This window comes from Streptomyces sp. WI03-4A (assembly GCF_033792105.1).
Taxonomy (GTDB): Bacteria; Actinomycetota; Actinomycetes; order Streptomycetales; family Streptomycetaceae; genus Streptomyces; species Streptomyces collinus_A.
Genome location: NZ_JARAUO010000042.1, coordinates 40,094 through 59,010, shown reverse-complemented (window position 1 = coordinate 59,010; position 18,917 = coordinate 40,094). Strand labels below are relative to the sequence as shown.

Genomic DNA, 18,917 nt, shown 5'->3' with positions numbered 1-18,917 from the left:
CGGCAAGGCCCGCCGTGCGGCAAGGCCCGCCGTGCGGCAAGGGCCGCCATGAGGCAGGGCCCGCCGTGCGGCAAGGGCCGCCATGAGGCAAAGGCCGCCATGAGGCAAAGGCCGCCATGAGGCAAAGGCCGCCGCGAGGCAAAGGCCGCCGCGACGCGCGGCCCGCCGTGCGGCAAGGCCCGGCTCAGTGGACCGAGAAACCGCCGTCCACGAAGACCGACTGGCCGGTGACGTAGGCGGAGGCCGGCCCGGCGAGGAAGACGGCCGCGCCCGCGAAGTCCTCGGCCAGTCCGTTGCGTCCGACCAGGGTGCGCTCGGCGAGCGCCGCCACCTTCCGCTCGTCGGACGACAGCCGCGCGTTGAGCGGCGTCATGACGAAGCCCGGCACCAGGGTGTTGCAGGTGACGCCGTGCGGCGACCACGCCTCGGCCTGGGAGCGGGCCAGCGACTCCAGCGCTCCCTTGGAGACGCCGTAGGCGCCGCTCTGCACGAAGGCCCGGTGCGCCTGCTGGGAGGTGATGTGGATGATCCGGCCGTAGCCGCGCTCGGCCATGCCGGGCCCGAACCGCTGCCCCAGCAGGAAGGGCGCCTCCAGGTTCAGGGTCATGGTGGCGTCCCAGACGTCCTCGCCCAGCTCGCCCATCGGCGGCCTCAGGTTGACCCCGGCGCAGTTGACCAGGATGTCCGGCTCCCCGAACACCCCGGCCGCCTCGTCGGCCGCCGCGCGGATCCCGTCCCGGGTGCCCAGGTCACCGCTCACCCAGGCCGCCCGGCAGCCCTCGGCCACCAGCTCGTCCACCGTCCCGGTCAGCTGCGCCTTCCCGCGCGCCACGACCACCACGCTCGCGCCGGCGCGGGCCAGCGCCCCGGTGATCGCCCGGCCGATGCCGGAGCTGCCGCCGGTCACCAAGGCGACCTTGCCGTCCAGCGAGAACAGTTGGGAGAGGTAGGCACCTGACGTCATGGCCGAAGCCTAGACGGCGGCCCTCAGGCGAAGACGACCGTGCGGCGCCCGTTGAGCAGGATCCTGCGCTCCGCGTGCCACTTCACCGCGCGCGCCAGCGCCTGGCACTCCACGTCCCGCCCGATCGCGACGAGCTGGTCCGGGGTCACACCGTGGCCCACCCGCTCGACCTCCTGCTCGATGATCGGGCCCTCGTCGAGGTCGGCGGTGACGTAGTGCGCGGTCGCGCCGATCAGCTTGACGCCCCGGGTGTGCGCCTGGTGGTAGGGCTTGGCGCCCTTGAAGCTCGGCAGGAACGAGTGGTGGATGTTGATGATCCGGCCGCTGAGCCGCTTGCACAGGTCGTCCGAGAGAACCTGCATGTAGCGGGCGAGGACGACCAGCTCGACGTCCTCCTCGCGGACGATCTCCAGCAGCCGCGCCTCGGCGTCCGCCTTGGTCTCCTTCGTCACCGGGATGTGGTGGAAGGGAACGTTGTAGGAGCCGACCAGCTCCTCGAACTCGGTGTGGTTCGACACCACGGCCGCGATCTCGACCGGCAGGGCGCCGATCCGCGCCCGGAACAGCAGGTCGTTCAGGCAGTGCCCGAACTTGCTGACCATCAGCACGATGCGCATCTTCTCGTCGGCCCGGTTGATCTGCCAGTCCATGTGGAAGGAGTCACCGATCGCCGCGAAGCTCGCCCGCAGCTTGTCCACGGTCACCGGCGCCTCGCCGGAGAAGTGGACGCGCATGAAGAACAGGCCCGTGTCGTGGTCGCCGAACTGCTGGCTGTCCTCGATGTTGCAGCCGGTCATGAACAGGTAGCTCGACACGGCGTGCACGATGCCCTGTTTGTCCGGGCAGGAGAGGGTGAGGACGTACTGGTCCGCCGGGTCGTCGGCGGCGCGCGCGGGCTGCTCGTTCATGCACTACAGGGTCCCACAAGGACCCCCCGCCATGGGCGGTCGTCCGCAGGGCGGACGGGTGGCCGGACGGGGCGGACGGCCGGTGGCCGCTAGGCCGTCCTCGTCATGATCCGCAGCACTTCCAGGCTGCGCGGCGTCGCCTCGGGGTCGTCGCCGTCACTGGCCGCCAGGCGCAGGTGCGCGTCCCGGGCCGCCCGCACCGCCTCCGGCCACGCGTGGTGGTCGAGGTAGGCGGAGACCGGGGCGTCCGGTCCGACCTGGTGCATGATCCGCAGCACCCGCAGGACGGCGGTGTCGACGAGCGCCGCCTCCTGGGAGTCCCGGAAGATCGTGCCGACGTACTTCTCCGCGGACCAGTTGTCCAGCCAGGTGTCCTCCACCAGCCGGTAGACGGCGTCCGTGACGTCGCCGTACCCGTCCACGCCGGCCAGCCAGACGTCCCGCTGGAACGCCGGATCGGAGAGCATGTGCAGCGCGGAGCGCACGTTGCTGCGCCAGCGCCACCACGGCATGTCGTTCAGGGGCATGCCGCCCATGGTGGAGGAGCGACGGCCGCGACGGGAAGAGTTCTCCGAACCTTGCACGGTCATCGATCGTACGTTCCCCGCCCCACCGGCCACACGGGCCCCCGTAATTCACCTCGCTGTCACCTTTCGTTGACCGAGGGTCACTCCCGGGTTCGCGGTGTGAGGGAATCGTGCGTGTGCATGACCGGCAGGCGACGCTTCCGCAGCACCTTCCCCCTTCCCTTCACCCGGCCCGTCAGAGCCACGGCCCTCGGAGCGGTCGCACTGACCGCCTGTGCGACGCTCACCGCCGGATGCGGGGTCATCCCCGGTGCCACGGGGGGCTCCGGGGGTGACCCGATCAAGGTCATGACCTGGGCACCGCAGAACACCGACGCCACCAACAAGCCCGGCATGCCCGCCATGGCCCGCGCCTACGGCAAGTGGATCAACGCCCACGGCGGCATCAACGGCCGCAAGCTCGAGGTCCTGACCTGCAACGACCACAACGACAGCGTGGGCGCGGCGAAGTGCGCCCGGCGCGCGGTGGCCGCGGGCGCGGTCGCCGTCGTCGGCTCCTACAGCCAGTTCGGCGACTCCTACCTGGCCCCGCTGGAGAGCGCCGGCATCCCCTACATCGGCGGCTACGGGGTCACCAACGAGGAGTTCACCGGCTCCATGTCCTACCCGGTCAACGGCGGCCAGCCCGCCCTCCTGGCCGGTCTGGGCCGGGCGCTGGCCGGCACCTGCGGCCCGGTCGCGCTGGTCCGCCCCGACAGCATCGCCGGCGACCAGCTACCCGCCCTGCTCGACTCCGGCCTGAAGGCGGGCCGGCACGCGGCGGCCGAGGACCAGCTCGCCGCCGAGAACGCCACCGCGTACGGCGACCAGGCCGACCACGCGCTGCGCTCCGCCACCCGGGACACGGCCAGGAAGGGCTGCGTGGTCCCGGCGCTCGGGGACCGCACCGACACCTTCATGGACTCGTTCCGGCGGGCTCGCGACGAGTTTCCCGCCGTGCGCACGGCGACCGTGCTGGGCAGCGTCGACCAGAGCCTGATCGACGCCACGGGCGGCTCGAGCGGCCCGTACGAGGGCGCGTACGTCACCAGCTGGTACCCGCCGGCGTCCGACTCGCGCTGGGACCCGATGAAGAAGGTGATCAGCGAGGAGGCGTTCGGCGACAACCGCATCGACCCCGCCGACGCCGGCGTCCAGACCACCTGGATCGGCTACATCGTGCTGAAGGCCGTCCTGGAGCGGATCGGCAGCGGCGAGGCGAGCGCAGACACCGTGCGGCACGCCCTCGACGACGACCTGAAGGTGTCCACCGGCGGCCTCACCCCGGCCCTGCACTGGCCCTACGAGGGCAAGCTCGCCGGGCTCGGCCTGCCGCGGCTCGTCAACGCCGACGTGACCCTCCAGGTGGTCAGGGACGGCCGGCTGGTCGCCGCGAAGCGGACCGCCGAGACGGGCCTCGACGGCGGCACCGACATGACGGCCACGCTGGAGAGCGCCGACCTCGACTGACCCGGGCGGCCGGACCCGGCCGCCCGGACCCTCAGAGCTGGGTCGGCTGGCGCCGGGTCAGGCCGTACTTCTGCGCGATGGCGTTCCACAGCCCCGCCGCCTTCGCCTTCTGCGTGCTGGCGGTGCCGCTCTCCCGATTGCCGGCCTGGGTCTCGCCGGTGACCCGGGCGTGCCCCTTGTGACAGCCCTTGCGGCCGCCGCCGACCTGGTCGGCCCAGGCCGCGTAGTGGTTGTCGGCGGCCGCGGACGCCTGCCAGGCCCGGTTGAGCGCGGCGGTCAGCTCGGCGTTGCCCGGCAGCTTGTCGACGGACAGCTTGCCGAGCCGGGTGACCAGGTCGCCACGCTGCTTGGCCGCGCCGCGCAGGTCGGAGGCCGCCTGCCCGAGGTTGTCGCACTGCCGGACGTTCGCCACCGCCTGGATCACCGAGGCGCGGCTGCTGCCGCTGTCGGCGAGCAGCTTGTCCAGGGCGACCGCCTGCTCCCGGGCGGGGTCGGCGGCGGCCGACGACGGGGAGTCCTGGGCGGCCGGCGAGGACGCGGCGACGGTCTTGTCGTCGCTGCCCTTGTCCCCGTCGCCGCCGCTGAGCATGGCGCCCGCGCCGACGCCGAGGACGACGATCGCGACGCCCACGGCGGCGATCAGCGGCACCCGCGAGCCGGTACGGCCGCCGCGCCGCCCCTCGTCCTCGTCCACGGGCGGGGCGTACGACTGCTGCTGCGCCGGGCGCGGATAGGGGTCGGCCGCCGGGACGCGCGGCATCTGCTGGGTGGCGCCGGCCGGGCCGTCACCGCCCCCGGGCCCGCTGCGGAAGAGGTTGTCGAACTCGGCGGGCGGCTGCCGGTCCCCGCCCTGTGCCTGACCGGTGTAGGGCGGTATGTACTGGGTCGCCTGCGCGTCCGGGTGCGCGCCCGGCGCGGGCTGCTGCTGGGCGCGCCCCAGGTACCGGGTCTCCTCCCCGGGGGTCTCGGGCGGCATCCCGCCGGCGGCCACCGGCGGGATGTACTGCGTGGCGCCCTCGTCGGCGGGCGCAGGCGCGGCCGTGACCGGGGGCAGGTACTGGGTCGCGCCCTCGTCCGCGGGGGCCGCCGGGACCGGAGGGATGTACTGGGTCGCGCCGTCGGCCGCCGGGGGCAGCGGTGCGCCCTGGGCCGGGTACGCCTCCGGCAGCGGACCTGGGCCGCCCGGGTACGGCTGGGCCGGGTACTGCTGCTGGGGCTGCTGGTACGCGTCGTGGGCGCCGTAGCCAGGCTGTCCGTGCTCGCCGTGGGCCGGCTGCCCGCCGCCCGCGCCGTAGCCGCCGCCCTGGTCGCCGGCGCCGTAGGACCCGCTGCCGTACGACGGGGCCGGCGCTCCCTCCGGAGGCAGCGGGCCGGGGCCCGTGGGCTGCTGCTCCGGGGCGCCCCACTGCTGGGCGGCCGCCGGCGGCCAGTCCTGCTGCGGCTGCTGCGGGCCGGGGCCCCACGGGTCACCCCATGCCTGACCGCCGGCCGGCGCCGCCGAGGCGGCGGGGCCGGTCATGCCCGGCAGCAAGGGCTCGCCGCCGTCGGAGGGCAGCACGATGCCTTCGCGCGCGGGCCGCGCCGAGGGCTCCTCGCCCTGTCCACTCTGCGTCACCGGGACTCCTACGAATGGGGGACCTTCGGAATCGTCGGCTCACGCTACCGGGTCCCCCGAGCCGGTTGCCACGCAGCTCCGGGCGCGATCTTCTTCCCTGTGACAGCGGTAACAAAACTGCCCCGCGGCACGCTGTTTCAGGTGCCCGTCGGGCACACGGGCGCCGTTCGCCGTGCGTTCACGCGACCGCGGGGACAGTGTTCAGGCGGCGGGCTGGAGGTCGAGCCGGGCTCCGAACTCCCGGACGACCGCCTCGTCCCGGAAGGGTTCGAGCCGCTGCTGGAGGTCCTCCAGGTACTCGGCGCCCCGGTTGGACCGCAGCGTCTCCAGCAGCTCCACCGCCTTCGTGCCCGTGCTGCACGCCTGCTCGATCTCGCGCTGCTGCACCTGGGCCGTGGCAAGCAGCACATATCCGATGGCCCGGCGCCTGGCCCGGGTCTCGGGGTGCCCGGCGAGCGATTGCTCGGCGTAGCGCGCGGCCGCCTCGGGCTGCCCCAGGTCGCGATGGCAGTGCGCCAGTTCGTCGGCGAGGTAGGCCTCGTCGAAGTGGGCGATCCACACCGGGTCGTCCCCCGAGGCCGCGTCCGCCTGTTCCATCGCCGAGATCGCCCGCCCGGCGGCGGTCTGCGCCGACCGGACGTCCCCGAGCAGGGCGTGCCCGCGCGCCTCGGCCGCGTGGAACATCGCCTCCGCCCGCGGGGTCACCCGCCCGCGCGCGCCCTCCTGCGCCGCCCTCGCCAGCTGGGAGATCTCGCGCGGGTTCCCGAGCTGCGCGGCGAGATGGCTCATGGAGGCGGCGAGCACGTACCCGCCGTAGCCGCGGTCCCCGGCGGCCTGCGCGAGGCGCAGGGACTGGATGTAGTACCGCTGGGCCAGGCCCGGTTGACCGGTGTCGACCGCCATGTACCCGGCCAGCTCGGTCAACCGGGCGACCGTGGCGAACAGTTCGCGCCCGACGGCCTCCCGGTAGGACCCCGCGAGCAGCCCGGAGACGACGCTGTTGAGGTAGTGCACCAGGACCGGGCGCACGTGCCCGCTGCCGTACTGGTGGTCGAGGTTCACCAGCGCCTGGGTCATGGCCCGCACCGCGGCCACGTCGGACTGGCCCACGCGGGGGCCCGCCTGCCGGGCCACCTGGGTGTCCGGCACCGAGATCAGCCAGTCGCGGCTGGGCTCGACCAGCGCGGAGGCGGCGACGGACGAGCCGGACAGGAAGTCCCGCCGCCCCACGTCGCTGCGCCACAGCTCGCAGACCTGCTCGATGGCCCCCAGTACCGTCGGCGAGAACTGGAGGCCGACCCCCGAGGCGAGGTTCTTGCCGTTGGCCATGCCGATCTCGTCGATCGTGACCGTACGGCCGAGCTTGCGCCCGAGCGCCTCGGCGATGATCGCCGGCGCCCGGCCCCGCGGCTGCTGTCCGCGCAGCCAGCGGGCCACGGACGTCTTGTCGTAGCGCAGGTCGAGACCGTGCTCGGCGCCGCACATGTTGACCCGCCGGGCCAGCCCGGCATTCGAGCACCCCGCTTCCTGGATGAGTGCCTGCAGCCGTTCGTTCGGCTGCCTCGCCACGAGAGGCCTTGCGGCCATTGCTACCCCCTGCGAACCCCTGGAGCGTGACGTTCCGGCCGGAAGGTTCCCGGCCCTGAAGATCACTGCCCAGCTGACATACCGTCAATGCGTGACATGTGCGGTTTGCCGGGGTAAAGGCAGATGCCACCCCCACATCTGGTTACCCACCCCACGCCGCGGTTCCTCCCGCGCGCCCCCACACATGCACCCGTGCGCCCCGGGCGCGGGACCGGTGCTCCTCCCCCGCGCGCGCCGCGGCCGTAACTCCAGGTGAGTGCGGGAGTTGAGTGGAGCGTGGAAGAGACGATCGTGGGGACCGAAGCCGCTCAGATTCCGCAGCAGCGCGGGGAATCGCTGCTGGAGACCGCCGTGCGCTACACCGAGGAACGCCACTGGGACGTGTTCCCGGGCACCTGGCTGGAAGCCGTCGACGGGCTGCAGTGCTGCTCGTGCGGCGACGCCTCCTGCCCCGCGCCGGGTGCGCACCCCGCGCGCCCCGACTGGGCGACGCAGGCGACCGGCAGCGCGACCGTCGCCCGCCGGATGTGGCAGAAGCAGCCGACGGCGTCGATCCTGCTGCCGACGGGGCGCACGTTCGACGCGCTGTCCGTCCCGGAGAGCGCCGGGTTCCTGGCCCTGGCCCGCATGGAGCGGATGGAGCTGGCCCTCGGCCCGGTGACGCTCACCCCTGATCGCCGGATGCACTTCTTCGTGCTGCCGGGTGCCGCCGCGAAGGTCCCCGACCTGGTGCGGACCCTGGGCTGGACGCCGTCATCGCTGCGTCTGACTCCGCTCGGGGAGGGCGGCTACGTGGCCGCTCCGCCGACCCGCTTCGGGTCCCGGGGCGCCGTGCAGTGGGCCCGCCGGCCCACCCATGCCAACCGGTGGCTGCCGGACGCCGAGGAACTGGTGTCGCCGCTCGCCTACGCCTGCGGCCGGGACAGGTAGCCCACCCGGTTCCCCGCCCCCCGCGACCGCCGGCGGGCGCCGTAGGGTTCCGTGCATGACCGAGGCTGCGGTGCGTGTGCGGGGACTGTGGAAGCGATTCGGGCAGCAGGTCGCCGTGGGCGGCATCGATCTCGACCTGCCCGCCGGTAAGTTCATCGGTCTCGTCGGGCCGAACGGGGCCGGCAAGACCACCACCCTGTCCATGGTCACCGGGCTGCTCCGCCCCGACCAGGGGTCCGTCGAGGTCGTCGGGCACGACGTCTGGCGGGACCCGGTGGCCGTCAAGGCGCGGATCGGCGTACTGCCCGAGGGCCTGCGGCTGTTCGAGCGGCTCTCGGGACGCGAACTGCTCGGGTACGCCGGGCGGCTGCGGGGGCTGCCGGGCGCCGAGGTCGACAAGCGGGCCACCCAGGTGCTGGACGTGCTCGACCTGGCCGGGGCCCAGCACAAGCTGGTCGTGGACTACTCGACCGGCATGCGCAAGAAGATCGGGCTCGCCGCCGCGCTCCTCCACAACCCGCAGGTGCTCTTCCTGGACGAGCCGTTCGAGGGCGTCGACCCGGTCTCCGCGCAGACGATCCGGCAGGTGCTGGAGCGGTACACCGCATCCGGCGCCACCGTCGTCTTCTCCTCCCACGTGATGGAGCTGGTCGAGTCGCTGTGCGACTGGGTGGCCGTCCTCGCGGCGGGCCGCATCCGCGCCACCGGGTCGCTGGCCGAGGTCCGCGGTGAACACCCCACGCTGCATGCGGCCTTCCTCGAACTGGTGGGGGCGCGCGGCCGGGACGCCGGAACCGATCTCGACTGGCTGGGCGGCGGGGCGGCCCGATGACACAGCTGACCGCCACCGTCGTACGGCTGAAACTGTCGCTGCTGCGCAACGGGCTCCGGCAGTCCGCGGGCCGGCGGGCCGCGTTCGTCGCCTCCGCGGTGGTGGCGGTCCTGATCGCGCTGCTGCAACTGGCGGGCCTGCTGGCGCTGCGCGGGCACGCGCACGCCGACGCCGTCGCCGTACCGGGCACGGCCGTGCTGGCCCTGGGCTGGGCGGTGCTGCCGCTGTTCTTCCCCGGCGGCGACGAGACCCTGGACCCCACCCGCCTGGTGATGCTGCCGCTGCGGCCCCGCCCTCTGGTCCGCGCCCTGCTGGCGGCCTCCCTGGTCGGCATCGGGCCGCTGTTCTCCCTGCTCGTGCTGGCGGGCTGCGTCCTGTCGGTGGCGCACGGCGCGGCCGGTTCCGTCGTCGCCGTCGTCGCCGCCGTCCTCGCCCTGCTGGTCTGCGTGGCGCTCGCCCGGGCCGTCGCCACGGCCAACGTACGGCTGCTGACCAGCCGGAAGGGCCGCGATCTCGCCGTGCTCAGCGGGCTGGTGATCGCGGTCGGGGCCCAGCTCGTCAACTTCGCCGCGCAGCGCCTCGGTTCCTCGGGGGCCGGACAACTGCGGCCGGTCGCGGACGTCCTGTCGTGGGTGCCGCCCGCCTCGGCGGTGGCGGCGGTGCGGTCGGCGAGCGAGGGTGCCTACGGGGCGGCGGCCGGACAGCTCGGGCTGACGGTGGCCGGGCTCGCGCTGCTGATCGCCTTCTGGGCGCGGAGCCTGGACCGGCTGATGACCTCCCCGGACGGCTCCACCGTGCAGGCACTCGACGCCGGCACCCCCGACCGCGCCGTCACCGGCGGACCCCGGCGGCTGCTGCCGGGCGGGCGCACCGGTCCGGTCATGGAGCGCACCCTGCGCTACGTATGGCGCGACCCCAAGACCAAGGCCGCCTGGGTCACCTCGCTGGCCATCGGGCTGATCCTGCCGGTGTTCAACGCCCTGCAGGGCACCGGCTCGATCTACTTCGCGTGCTTCGGCGCCGGCATGCTCGGTATCCAGATGTACAACCAGTTCGGCCAGGACACCTCCGCCTTCTGGATGGTCGCGCTGACGATCTCCACGCCCCGGGACGCCTACGAGGAGCTGCGCGGCCGGGCGCTGGCCCTGCTGGTGATCACCCTGCCGTACGCCACCCTCGTGACCGTCCTGACCACGGCCCTGCTGGACGACTGGCCCCGGCTGCCGGAGGTCCTGGGGCTGTCCTTCGCGCTGCTCGGGGCGATGCTCGCCACCGGGGCGTGGACCTCGGCCCGCTTCCCGTACTCCATCCCCCAGGAGGGCCACAAGAACGTGGCCCCCGGCCAGGCCGGTCTCGCCTGGATCTCCATCTTCGGCGGCATGGTCGCGGCGGCGCTGCTCTGCTCGCCCGTCATCGCCCTCACCATCGCGCTGCACGCGAGCGCGGGCGGGGACGCCTGGAGCTGGGTGCTGCTGCCGGCCGGCGCGGCGTACGGCGCTACGGCCACGTTCCTCGGCCTGCGGCTCGCCGCGCCTCGGGCGGCGGCTCGCCTGCCGGAGATCCTCACGGCGGTGAGCAAGGGCTGACGGGCCGGGCGGGCCTCAGCCCGCCAGGACGCGCTCCAGGAAGGGCTCGACCGCCGCCCGCCAGGCCGGCGGCCGGTCGTAGTGCACCAGGTGGCCGGCGTCGGCGACCTCGGCGTACTCGCCCCGGGGCAGCACCCGCACCATCTCCTGCGCCTCCGCCCGGCCCAGCTCGCCGTCGAGGCCGCGCACGACCAGCGCGGGGCAGCGCACCTGGGCCAGTTCCTCCCAGTGCGCGTCGTACACCCAGCTCTCCCGGGTGCGCAGCATCTGCTCCGGCAGGAAGACGGGCCGCCAGCCGTCGGCGGACTCCTGCATGACCTCGGCGTAGAAGGCGCCGCGGGCGGGGCTCGGCCGCTCCACCCAGGGATCGTCCTCGCCGAACCACTTGCGGACGTCGGCGAGGGTGGCGAAGGGGACGGGCCAGGACCGGAACCATTCGGTCCACTCGCGCTGGGAAGCCGCGCCGAGCGCGGAGGCCCGCATGTCGCAGATGATCAGGCCGCGGACCAGGTCGGGGCGCTTCGCGGCGAGCTGCCAGGCGGTGAGCGCGCCCATGGCGTGGCCGATGAGGACCGCGGGGGCGAGGCCGAGCTGCTCCAGGGCCGCCTCGGCGTCCTCGACGTACGCCTCGCGCGTGTAGGCGGCCCGCGGCGGTTTGTCGCTCTGCCCGTGGCCGCGCTGGTCGAGCGCGACGGCCCGGTGCCGCTCGGCGAGCCAGCGGGCGGTGGGCGCCCAGTGCGAGGCACGGCCCATCAGGCCGTGGAGTAACAGCACGCCCGGAGTGCCGGGCTCAGCCTCCGCCTTGGGCGGGTCCGCGAACTCCCAGGCGGCCAGGCGCACCCCGTCCGCTCCCGCCACGTCGATACGCCGTGCCATCGGCCTGGTACCCCCCAGCTCCGCCTGCCTCGTACCGGTGAACTGCCGTTCCCGTGTCGAACTGCCGTCGTACTGCCGCCGGAGCTCCGTGGTGCCGCTGCCGGCTCGCGGTCGTGCCGCCGACGCAGACTATCGAATGCGCATTCGAAAATACTGCCTCTGCGGACAACACCCCTCCTTCGAGTGACACCCCTCAAGGAATGATCGCCGCCGCCGAGGGGATCTTTCAGGCGGGAGGCGGACCACTCGGGGAAAAGCGGTCCGAGGGGATGACCCTGAGAGCTCGGGGCTCCGGGTCAGCACAGGGGAGGACAGGCCCCGGCGCGAAAGCGCCGGGGCCCTCTCCGTTCAGCGCTTGGCGACGAACACGTGCGAGGCGACGTCCGCCTCCAGTTCGGCCGCCTCACCACCACTGCCCACCAGCACCCCGCCGGCCGACTCCGTCACACTCACCACCGAGCCGGGCTGCACACCCGCGCGCCGCAGCGTGTACATGAGCTGCGCGTCCGTCTGGATCGGCTCACCGATACGCCGGACCACGACCGTCTTGCCGTCCGTGCCCGCGTCCAGGTCGGCCAGCGACACCATGCCTTCGTCCAGGAACGGATCGGCCCCGTCCTTCTCGCCCAGCTCCTCCAGACCCGGGATCGGGTTGCCGTACGGCGACTCGGTCGGATGCCGCAGCAGCTCCAGCACCCGGCGCTCCACCGCCTCGCTCATCACGTGCTCCCAGCGGCACGCCTCCGCGTGCACCTGCTCCCACTCCAGGCCGATCACGTCCACCAGCAGGCACTCCGCGAGACGGTGCTTGCGCATCACCCGCGTGGCCAGCCGGCGGCCCTCGTCGGTCAGCTCCAGATGGCGGTCGCTGGCCACGGAGACCAGACCGTCGCGCTCCATGCGCGCCACCGTCTGACTCACCGTCGGCCCGCTCTGGTCGAGCCGCTCCGCGATGCGGGCGCGCATGGGGACGACGCCTTCCTCTTCGAGCTCGAGGATGGTGCGGAGATACATCTCCGTGGTGTCGATCAGTCCGGACATACGTGCCCCTCGATTACCTCTGCCGGAAGCCCGGCGCGTGCGCTGGCCCTGCCATCAATTCTGCCGTACCCCACTGACAAGCGGGCGGTACCGGGAAAACGGGGGACGCGGCGCCACGCGCCGGGCCCGACGCGCACCGTAGCGGCCGTATTGACACCGCATTGGTCCAGACCGCAGGGTGATCCGCGACACAGACGCTGCGAAGGGGCACCGCATGAGCGACGGCACGCCTGCCGACCTGTTCTTCGACGCCGCCATCGGCCTGCTGCAACGGGTCCGCGAGGAGGAGGCCGAGGCGATCACCGCGGCCGGCACCCTGCTCGCCGACACCGTCGCGGCCGGCGGCCGGCTGTTCGCCTTCGGCGCCGGGCACTCCTCTCTGGCCGCCCAGGACGTCGTCTACCGCGCCGGCGGACTCGCCCTGATGAACCTGCTCGCCGTCCCCGGGGTCGTCGGCGTCGACGTCACCCCCGCCACCCTCGGCTCCGCCCTCGAACGCGTCGACGGACTCGCGAGCGCCGTCCTCGACAGCTCACCCCTGCGCGCCGGCGACGCCCTCGTGATCATCTCCCTCTCCGGCCGCAACGCCCTCCCCGTGGAGATGGCCCTCAACGCCCGCGCCCTCGGCGTCAAGGTCATCGGTGTCACCTCCGTCGCCTACGCCATCGAGACCAGCTCCCGGCACAGCTCCGGCACCTTCCTGCGGGACCACTGCGACATCGTCCTGGACTCCAAGATCGCCGTCGGCGACGCGGAACTCACCCTCGACACCATCCCGGCGCCCTTCGCCCCCGCGTCCACCGTGATCACCAGCGCCCTCATGCAGGCCGTCATGGCCACCACCGCGGCCACCCTCGCCGACCGCGGCATCGAACCCCCGCTGCTGCGCTCGGGCAACGTCGACGGCGGCCACGACTGGAACGGCCGCGTCATGACCGAGTACGGCGACCGCATCTTCTACCGGCACTAGGTCGGACACGGCCCAGGGCCTGTCGCGGCGGCCGGGGTACGTCAGTCCCCCGGCTTCTCCCGCACCGCCTCCGCCAGGTCCAGCGCCGCCCCGATCCGCAGCGCCACGTCCTCCGCGTACGCCGCGTCCGACCGCTCGAAACGGCTGCGCCCGGCACCCCGCAGGAAGGTCACCACACCCAGCGTCCGGCCCCGGCTGCGCAGCACCGCGCACAACGCGTGCACCACCTCGCCCGGCCACTGCCGCGCCAGCGCCCACTCACGCGCCCGCTCGGCCGGCACCGACCCCGCGTCCGCCCGCACCGAACCCGCCCGCTCGACACAGCTCAGCGCCGGATGTCCCGCCTCGTAGCGCACCGGCAGCCCCGCCGCGCCCGTGAGCAGACTCGGCCCCGGAGCACCGGCGGGGGTCGCCGCGAGCCGCACCAGCCGCACCGGAACCGCGTCGTCGCCCTCCCCGCGCGCGGGACCCGCCAGCCGGTCGAGCAGCGCGTGATCGGCGAAACCGGCCAGGGCGAAGTCCAGATGGACCACGGCCGCCTCCGCCGGGTCCTCGCACTCGGCCGCGGCACGCGCCGCCCGGTGCGACTGGTTGGTGCGGAACCGCAGCAGCGCCGCCTCCTGCTCGCCCTGCTTGGCCTCCGTGACGTCCTGGAACAGCCAGCCCACCCCGAGCGGCACCGGCTCCTCCGCCAGCGGCGAGGCCAGCCGCACGAAGCCACTGCGCCAGCAGCGCCGCGCCTCGCCCTCGGACGTCCGCACACTCACCCACATCTCGGCGGGCGCCGGCGGCGCACCCTCCGACAGCACATGCGTCAGCGCGCCCTCCAGCTCCTCCACGCCCTGCGTCAGCAACTCCCCGAGCGGGCGCCCGAGCGCCGACGTGCGTCCGATGCCCAGCGCCCGCGCCGCGTGCCCGTTCACCACCGCGGGCCGCAGATCGGCGTCCACCAGGACCACGCCCCAGGACGCGTCCTCGAACAACGCCTCGCTGAGCGCGATGGACCGCTCCAGATCGATCTGCGCGTGCACCTCGCTGAAGGCGCAGTACACCCCCGCCGGCTCCCCGTCCGGCCCCCGCACCGCGGCGGACTGGGTCCGCACCAGGACGCGCCCGCCGTCCTTGGTGACCAGCGCGAACTCGTGCACCTGCCGGCCCGGCGCCCGCATCGCGGACATCAGACGGCCCTGCACCTCCTCGGCGTCGGCGCTGCGCACCGCCCACCCCGCGAACCCGTGCCGACCCACCGCCTCGGCCGCCGTCCAGCCCAGGATGCGCTCGGCCTCGCGGTTCCAGTGCGTCACCGTCCCGTCCGCGTCGAAGGCGCACAGAGCCGCGTCCATGCCGTCCAGCAGCGCGGCGAGCAGGTCCGAGCCGCCGGACTCCTCAGCCGCCGGACCGTCCGCACCGGCAGCACCCTGTGGACCGTCCCGCTCGGGCTCGTCCGGCCCCAGCTCGTCGGTGGTCCCACTCCGCCGCGAAGCACTCACCTGGACCCCCTGGAGGCTGCGTCCGCGCACGTACGGCGCTCGGTTCGCTCACTGGCCTTATTCAACTGGAACGTGACGCAGCCCACATCATGTTCCCGCAATCTTGCGGGAATCCATGTCCGGCCCCGGGACCCGGTCCAGGCGCAGATCGACCCATTCGTCGCTCTCCCCGTCCAGCACATACCGGTCGACCTCCACGAACCCCAGCCGCCCGGCGAACCGCAGCCCCTCCACGTTCACCGCCAGCACGCACGTCTCGACCGCCGCCGCCCCCAGCACCCGCGCGTGGGCGAGCCCGCTCTCGTACAGGGCGGCACCGAAGCCGCGCCGCCGGAACCCGGGCAGCACGCGCGCGATGACGGTCGCCACCCGCCCCTCCCCCGCCGGCGGCCGCACGGTCGAGCAGCCGACCAGCTCGTCCCCGAGATAGGCGTTCTCCAGCCGGTACCGCCCGGCCCGCTCCCGGGCGTCCGCCGGGGACATGGCCGCAGGCGGCACGATCACGTTGTGCACATGCCGCCACTGCTCCAGCATGCGGTCGCCGTCGACGGGCTCGATTCGAAGATCGGTCATGGACGGAACCGTAGGAGGAGGGGGTGCGGATCGTCATGCGAAAAAAACAGTTGAGCGTCCGCAGACGGCTTCTTAGAGTGGCAGTACTTCGGAGAGGAGGTGGTTCGGCAGATGTATGCATACCGGACGGAAGAGGTGGCTGCGGGCTAGCGGCCCGTCACCACACTCTGTGCGGTGCCGGACCCGCGTGTGCGCGAGACACGCAGCCGGCCCAATCCAACGCAGTCACCCGACCCGCGAGCTCGCCGGTACGTCCGGCCGGCTCCTTCGCCGAGCAGGCGGAGGGACCGAGCTCGCGGGTCGTCTGCGTTTCCCGGGCGGCTTCAGGGGCTGAGGCGTTCCGTGCGCCAGGTTCCGTCCGGGCGGGCGACGTAGCGCAGGCGGTCGTGCAGGCGGTTCTCGCGGCCCTGCCAGAACTCGACCGTCTCCGGGGCGACGCGGAAACCGCCCCAGTGGGGCGGGACCGGGACCTGCTCGCCCTCGGGGTAGCGGGCGCCGAGTTCGGCGTATGCCGCGTCCAGGTCGTCACGGGAGGCGATCACCGAGGACTGGGCGCTGGCCCAGGCGCCGAGCCGGGAGCCGTGCGGGCGGGTGCGGAAGTAGGCGGCGGTCTCCTCGCGGGAGGTGCGCCGGGCGACGCCGGTGACGATGACCTGGCGGGCGATGGGGTGCCACGGGAAGAGCAGCGAGACGTAGGGGTTCTCGGCCAGCTCGCGGGCCTTGCGTGAGTCGTAGTTGGTGTAGAAGACGAAGCCGTCGGTGTCGTACTGCTTCATCAGGACCGTGCGGGAGCTGGGACGGCCGTGGGCGTCCGCCGTGGAGACGACCATCGCGTTGGGTTCGTAGAGCGTGCCGTGCAGGGCCGCCCGCGTGGCGTCCTCGAACCAGCCGGCGAACTGGTCCATGGGGTGCGCGGGGAGGTCCTTCTCGTCCAGTCCCGCGGCCCGGTACTGCTTGCGCATGGCGGCGGGGTCCACGAGGGGGTCGAGGCTGGGGTCGCGGTCGGTCACGCGGTCATCCTGCCGTATCGAACGCATGGCACTCAGTGCCGTATGGGCTGCCCAAAGCTGGCACTCGGGGTTATCGTGCAGGTTCCGCAGCGGTTTGGGTGACCACCGGCCGATCGGGGCATCACCGGGGTGACCGCCGCCGAACCTTCACTAGGAGCCGCCTGATGTCCGATTTCGTACCCGGGCTCGAGGGAGTCGTCGCGTTCGAGACGGAGATCGCCGAACCCGACAAGGAGGGTGGCGCCCTGCGCTACCGCGGGGTCGACATCGAGGACCTCGTCGGGCACGTCTCGTTCGGGAACGTGTGGGGGCTGCTGGTCGACGGCGCCTTCAATCCGGGCCTGCCGCCCGCGGAGCCGTTCCCGATCCCGGTGCACTCCGGTGACATCCGGGTGGACGTCCAGTCGGCGCTCGCCATGCTGGCCCCGGTGTGGGGCCTGAAGCCGCTGCTCGACATCGACGAGGCGCGGGCCCGCGACGATCTCGCGCGGGCCGCCGTCATGGCGCTGTCGTACGTCGCCCAGTCGGCGCGCGGGCAGGGGCTGCCCATGGTGCCGCAGCGGGAGATCGACAAGGCGGGTTCGGTGGTCGAGCGGTTCATGATCCGCTGGCGCGGCGAGCCGGACCCGAAGCACGTGGCGGCCGTCGACGCGTACTGGACGTCGGCCGCCGAGCACGGCATGAACGCGTCGACGTTCACGGCGCGGGTGATCGCCTCCACCGGCGCGGACGTCGCGGCCGCGCTGTCGGGCGCGGTGGGCGCGATGTCCGGGCCGCTGCACGGCGGTGCGCCGTCGCGGGTCCTCGGGATGATCGAGGAGATCGAGCGGACCGGTGACGCGGTGGGCTACGTCAAGCGGGCGCTGGACCGCGGTGAGCGGCTGATGGGGTTCGGGCACCGGGTGTACCGGGCGGAGGACCCCCGGGCGCGGGTGCTGCGCCGTACCGCCCGTGAGCTGGGCGCGCCGCGGTTCGAGATCGCGGAGGCGCTGGAGAAGGCGGCGCTGGAGGAGCTGCACAACCGGCGCCCTGACCGGGTGCTGGCCACGAACGTGGAGTTCTGGGCGGCGATCATGCTGGACTTCGCCGAGGTCCCGGCGCACATGTTCACGTCGATGTTCACGTGTGCCCGTACGGCGGGGTGGTCGGCGCACATCCTGGAGCAGAAGCGGACCGGCCGGCTGGTGCGGCCCTCGGCGCGGTACGTGGGTCCGGGGGCGCGGCGGCCGGAGGAGATCCCGGGCTACGCGGACATCGCCCGTTAGCCGGGCGGCCGGGGGCGGAGGCGCGTCGGGGCGCGGCTCCGCCCGGTCCGGTCGCGGCTCGGTCCGGTCTCCGGTCCGTTCGGGGGCCGGTGGCTCAGGCCGGGATCAGTGCGTCGCGGTGGTGCCGTTCGGCGACCAGCGGGTGTGCCCTGAGCTTGCCCTTGAGCTCGTTGTAGCCGTACTCGGCGTGCAGCGGGTTGGACGGGTCGGTGGTGATGCCCGGTGCGGTGGCGGCGTGCGGGAAGGGCAGGGGCTCGACCCGGGCGTCGAGGCGGGGGTTGTAGAAGAACGGGACGGAGAAGCGCTCGGTCGCTCCGGGCGGGCTGACGACGCGGTGGTTGGTGGCGACCAGGTAGCCGTTGGTGGCGACTTCGAGGAGTTCGCCGAGGTTGACGACGAAGGCGCCGTCGAGCGGCGGGACGTCGTGGAAGCGGTGGTCGTCGCGCTGGACCTGGAGGCCGCCGACGGTGTCCTGCAGGAGCAGGGTGAGGAAGCCGTAGTCCTTGTGGGCGCCGACGCCCTGGTCGGTGCCGTCGCCGGCGCTACCGGGGTAGCGGACGAGCTTGAGGTGCGGGTGGGCGTGCTCGCCGAAGATCGGGTCGTAGAAGCCGGCGGGGGCGCCGATGGCGGTGAGGAGTTCGCGCAGGAGGCGCTGGGCGACGGCGCTGAGCCGGTCGATCCAGGTCAGCGCGGCGGTGCGCAGTTCGGGGAGGGCGGCCGGCCACTGGTTGGGGCCTTCGAGCCACCAGTAGGGGGGCTCGCCGGGGCGCGGGGTGTGGGCGGGGCGTTCGGCGCCTATGTCGAGCTGGTCGCGCCAGTCGCGGGCACCCTGGGTGCGTTCGTCGCCGATGCGGGTGTAGCCGCGGAAGTGCGGGGAGTTGACGTTGTCGAGGGCGAGCCGGTCGGCCTCGGGGAGGTCGAAGAAGGCGCGCATGGCGGTGAGGAGCGCGTCGGTCTCGGCCTGGGTGACGCCGTGCCCGACGAGCTGGAAGAAGCCGACGTCGTGGGCGGCGCTGTGCAGCTGGGCGTGGAGCAGGGCGCGGGCCTGGGGGCCGCGGTCGGCGGCGGACAGGTCGATGATGGGGAGCTGGGCGTACGACGGGGTCGTCGCGGTGTGCGTCGTCATGGGTGCGTCCACAGGGTGGGTGGAGATGTGGGTGGGCCGCGGGCGGGCCGCCGGAGGGTGGAGCGGTGCCCGGGATGCCTGTGCGACAGCGACAGGCGGTGAAGGCGG

17 protein-coding genes are annotated in these 18,917 nt (G+C 73.5%); 6 read left to right on the top strand and 11 right to left on the bottom strand.

Annotated features, from left to right (window positions below; translation table 11 throughout):
- Nucleotides 1-184 precede the first annotated feature (184 nt).
- The 3 genes from PV343_RS32220 to PV343_RS32210 form a co-directional block, all read right to left on the bottom strand.
- The gene (locus tag PV343_RS32220) at nt 185-964 is read right to left on the bottom strand and encodes an SDR family NAD(P)-dependent oxidoreductase (RefSeq protein WP_319150578.1); all 780 of its coding nucleotides are present in this window, start codon (nt 962-964) and stop codon (nt 185-187) included.
- 23 nt (nt 965-987) lie between these two features.
- Nucleotides 988-1,872 (bottom strand): formyltetrahydrofolate deformylase, encoded by an 885-nt coding sequence (gene purU / locus PV343_RS32215; RefSeq protein WP_319150577.1) that lies wholly within the window; start codon nt 1,870-1,872, stop codon nt 988-990.
- An 89-nt stretch (nt 1,873-1,961) separates the two neighbouring features.
- Nucleotides 1,962-2,462 carry an SCO4402 family protein gene (locus PV343_RS32210; protein ID WP_319150576.1) on the bottom strand — a complete coding sequence of 167 codons (501 nt, stop codon included), beginning with the start codon at nt 2,460-2,462 and terminating at the stop codon, nt 1,962-1,964.
- 117 nt (nt 2,463-2,579) lie between these two features.
- Between PV343_RS32210 and PV343_RS32205 the strand changes: the two genes are divergently transcribed.
- A complete protein-coding gene (locus tag PV343_RS32205; protein WP_319150575.1) occupies nt 2,580-3,908 on the top strand; it encodes an ABC transporter substrate-binding protein in 1,329 nt (442 codons plus the stop codon).
- A 31-nt stretch (nt 3,909-3,939) separates the two neighbouring features.
- On the opposite strand, the gene PV343_RS32200 is transcribed toward PV343_RS32205, so the two are convergent.
- Both PV343_RS32200 and PV343_RS32195 read right to left on the bottom strand, forming a co-directional pair.
- On the bottom strand, nt 3,940-5,523 hold the full coding sequence (locus PV343_RS32200) for a hypothetical protein (protein ID WP_319150574.1): 1,584 nt from the start codon (nt 5,521-5,523) through the stop codon (nt 3,940-3,942).
- 201 nt (nt 5,524-5,724) lie between these two features.
- Complete coding sequence (locus PV343_RS32195) at nt 5,725-7,110, bottom strand: transcriptional regulator (protein WP_319150573.1); 1,386 nt, start codon at nt 7,108-7,110, stop codon at nt 5,725-5,727.
- A 276-nt stretch (nt 7,111-7,386) separates the two neighbouring features.
- Here PV343_RS32195 and PV343_RS32190 point away from each other — a divergent pair, with 276 nt between their 5' ends.
- From PV343_RS32190 to PV343_RS32180, 3 genes are read left to right on the top strand one after another with little or no spacing between them, the layout of a single operon-like run.
- Nucleotides 7,387-8,040, top strand: a complete 654-nt coding sequence (locus tag PV343_RS32190; protein ID WP_319150572.1) for a bifunctional DNA primase/polymerase — start codon at nt 7,387-7,389, stop codon at nt 8,038-8,040.
- Nucleotides 8,041-8,095: 55 nt separating this feature from the next.
- Nucleotides 8,096-8,872, top strand: a complete 777-nt coding sequence (locus tag PV343_RS32185) for an ABC transporter ATP-binding protein (RefSeq protein ID WP_319150571.1) — start codon at nt 8,096-8,098, stop codon at nt 8,870-8,872.
- Nucleotides 8,869-10,458, top strand: coding sequence for a transporter (locus tag PV343_RS32180; RefSeq protein ID WP_319150570.1), 1,590 nt, complete (start codon nt 8,869-8,871; stop codon nt 10,456-10,458). Before PV343_RS32185 ends, PV343_RS32180 begins: the two co-directional genes overlap by 4 nt.
- A 15-nt stretch (nt 10,459-10,473) precedes the next feature.
- Here the strand turns inward: PV343_RS32180 and PV343_RS32175 are convergent, their stop codons facing one another.
- Nucleotides 10,474-11,334, bottom strand: coding sequence for an alpha/beta hydrolase (locus PV343_RS32175; protein ID WP_319150569.1), 861 nt, complete (start codon nt 11,332-11,334; stop codon nt 10,474-10,476).
- A gap of 348 nt (nt 11,335-11,682) precedes the next feature.
- A complete protein-coding gene (locus PV343_RS32170; protein ID WP_020940714.1) occupies nt 11,683-12,375 on the bottom strand; it encodes a metal-dependent transcriptional regulator in 693 nt (230 codons plus the stop codon).
- Between the two features lie 214 nt (nt 12,376-12,589).
- Here PV343_RS32170 and PV343_RS32165 point away from each other — a divergent pair, with 214 nt between their 5' ends.
- The gene (locus tag PV343_RS32165) at nt 12,590-13,345 is read left to right on the top strand and encodes an SIS domain-containing protein (protein ID WP_319150568.1); all 756 of its coding nucleotides are present in this window, start codon (nt 12,590-12,592) and stop codon (nt 13,343-13,345) included.
- Nucleotides 13,346-13,386: 41 nt separating this feature from the next.
- Here the strand turns inward: PV343_RS32165 and PV343_RS32160 are convergent, their stop codons facing one another.
- From PV343_RS32160 to pdxH, 3 genes are all read right to left on the bottom strand, one after another.
- On the bottom strand, nt 13,387-14,835 hold the full coding sequence (locus PV343_RS32160) for a PAS domain-containing protein (protein ID WP_319150567.1): 1,449 nt from the start codon (nt 14,833-14,835) through the stop codon (nt 13,387-13,389).
- 87 nt (nt 14,836-14,922) lie between these two features.
- Complete coding sequence (locus tag PV343_RS32155; RefSeq protein ID WP_319150566.1) at nt 14,923-15,408, bottom strand: GNAT family N-acetyltransferase; 486 nt, start codon at nt 15,406-15,408, stop codon at nt 14,923-14,925.
- A 323-nt stretch (nt 15,409-15,731) separates the two neighbouring features.
- Nucleotides 15,732-16,418, bottom strand: a complete 687-nt coding sequence (pdxH, locus tag PV343_RS32150; protein ID WP_319150565.1) for a pyridoxamine 5'-phosphate oxidase — start codon at nt 16,416-16,418, stop codon at nt 15,732-15,734.
- 164 nt (nt 16,419-16,582) lie between these two features.
- On the opposite strand from pdxH, the gene PV343_RS32145 reads away from it, so the two are divergent.
- Nucleotides 16,583-17,683, top strand: coding sequence for a citrate synthase 2 (locus tag PV343_RS32145; RefSeq protein ID WP_319150564.1), 1,101 nt, complete (start codon nt 16,583-16,585; stop codon nt 17,681-17,683).
- A 94-nt stretch (nt 17,684-17,777) separates the two neighbouring features.
- On the opposite strand, the gene PV343_RS32140 is transcribed toward PV343_RS32145, so the two are convergent.
- Nucleotides 17,778-18,809, bottom strand: coding sequence for an isopenicillin N synthase family dioxygenase (locus tag PV343_RS32140; RefSeq protein ID WP_319150563.1), 1,032 nt, complete (start codon nt 18,807-18,809; stop codon nt 17,778-17,780).
- Nucleotides 18,810-18,917 lie beyond the last annotated feature (108 nt).